Source organism: Brevundimonas sp. (assembly GCF_018608325.1).
Taxonomy (GTDB): domain Bacteria; phylum Pseudomonadota; class Alphaproteobacteria; order Caulobacterales; family Caulobacteraceae; genus Brevundimonas.
Map to the genome: position 1 here is coordinate 19,222 of NZ_JABAZW010000096.1, position 2,200 is coordinate 21,421.

Sequence of the window (2,200 nt, forward strand, 5' to 3'; positions counted from 1 at the left end):
GCCCAAACCAATGGACAGGTCGCGCCGCAGACCCCTGTCCCGAGCGCCAGCCAGACGGCGCAACAGACCTTCAACATCTGGCCCGGCGTCGCTCCAGGATCGGAACACGCAACCCAGGTTGAGACAATCAGCCGCTTTCCCGGCGCAGGCTTCGAGGTGGTGCGAAACGTGACCCGCCCGACGCTGGAGGTGTTCCGCCCCGAGCCTGGCAAGGCGACCGGCGCCGCAGTGGTCATCGCGCCCGGCGGCGGCTTCCGCTACCTGACCATGCAGGCCGAGGGCGTCGATGTGGCCCGCGCCCTGACCGCGCACGGCGTCACCGTCTTCGTGCTGAAATACCGCACGCTTGCCACCCCCGCAGACGACGGGCAGCACTGGCGTGACTTCTTCGTCTTCATGGCGGGCGCGGCCCGATCAAACGGCACGTTCAATCTGGACGAAGCCTCGGTTCAGGGCGTCGCCGATGGGGTGCAGGCCCTACGGCTGGTGCGCCAGCGCGCCGCCGAGTTCCAGATCGACCCCGCCCGCGTCGGCATGATCGGCTTTTCCGCAGGCGCGCGTGTGACGGCTGGCGCCCTGCTGGACGCCGATCCGGCGGCTCGCCCCGCCTTCGCAGGACTGATCTATGGCGCCACCTTCAACGAGGCGCCCCTGCCTGCCGACCTGCCGCCCGTCTTCCTGGCCGTTGCGGGCGACGACAAGCTGGCCGAGCCGACCGTGCTGAACTTCTATCGCGCGGCAGCCAAAAATGGCCGCCAACCTGAACTGCACGTCTATCGCAACGGCGGCCACGGCTTCGGCATGAACAGACAGGGCAAGAGCAGCGACTTCTGGATCAACGACCTGTTGAACTGGCTGAACGTGCAGCAGTTGGCCCGTCCCTGACGCCGAACCAAAACGGGCGGCCCAACAATGGACCGCCCGTTTGTTTTTAAGCCGCTGCCATCTCGGCCAGGCTGGTCTTCAAGACCTTGCCCAGACCGTTACGGGGCAGTTCGTCGACGAAGGTGATCGCCGACACTCGCTGCAAGGAGCCCAGCTTCTCATTGGCCCAGGTGCGCAAGGCTTCCGCCTCGATAGTCGCGCCCGGCTGGCGCACGACATAGGCCACCGGCGTCTCGCCCCATTTGGCGTCCGGCACGCCGATGACGGCGGCCTCGACCACCTCGGGATGGGCATCAATCTGAATCTCAAGATCGATCGGGTAGATGTTGAATCCACCCGAAATAATCATGTCCTTCTTGCGCCCGACGATCTGCAGGAAGCCCTCGGCGTCGAACCGGCCCAGATCGCCGGTGCGGATGAAGCCGCGCCCCTCAGAATCCGACCAGCGCCCTTCGGCTGTCGCCTCTGGACGGTTGTTGTAGCCGATCATCATCTGGGCCGAATGGCTGACGATCTCGCCTGTCTCGCCGACCGGCTGCTCAACGCCGTCGTCGTTGATGATGCGGATGTCAGACCCCGGCGCAGGCATGCCGACCGTGTGCAGTTTCTCGGGGAACAGGTGGGCGGGCAGGAAACAGATGCCGCCGCCTTCGGTCATGCCGAAGATCTCCAGCAAGCCACCCGGCCAGCGACGCAGAACCTCTGACTTCAGCTCCACCGAGAAGGGCGCGCTGGTGCAGAGCTTGAGCTGGAACGACGACAGGTCGAAGTCGTCAAACGCCGGGTCCGCCATCAGGCGCTGGTACTGAACCGGCACCAGCATGGTGTGGGTGATCGCGTGCTTCTGCGACAGTTCAAGGAAGGTCTTGGTGTCGAACTTGCGCATCACCACGACCGTGCCGCCTGCCCGCAGGGTGGGCAGCAGGGTCACCAATGTCGTGTTGGAATAGAGCGGCGTCGTCAGCAGGGTGACGACGTCACCGCTGAACAGGGCGGACAGCGCGCCCATCTGGCCTTCGCGCATCCGGTGCGAATGGATGATGCCCTTGGGCACCCCGGTCGTGCCGGACGAATAGATGATGTTGAAGGCGGTCGCCGGGTCAATCGGCTCCACCGCCGGCGTGGCGCCTTCGGGGGCCAGCCAGTCCAGCCAGGGCTTGCCGCCCGCAGAACCGTCCAGGGTCACGATCTCGAACCCGCCCAGACGCGCCGACTGGCTGGCGTCCGAGAAGACCAGACGCGGATTGGCGTCGACCAGCATGGCCTTCAGCGTCTCGTCCGTCACGCTGGGGGCCAGGGGCACTGGCGTCATGCC

The 2,200-nt window shown here is 65.9% G+C and carries 2 protein-coding genes; one reads left to right on the forward strand and one right to left on the reverse strand.

Features of this window, described 5'->3' with window-relative positions:
* The coding region (locus QZ281_RS09470; protein WP_292227597.1) for an alpha/beta hydrolase at positions 1-885 on the forward strand (885 nt) is incomplete at its 5' end.
* A gap of 46 nt (positions 886-931) precedes the next feature.
* Here QZ281_RS09470 and QZ281_RS09475 read toward each other — a convergent pair.
* A partial coding sequence (locus QZ281_RS09475) for an AMP-binding protein (RefSeq protein WP_292227598.1) occupies positions 932-2,200 on the reverse strand: 1,269 nt, incomplete at its 5' end.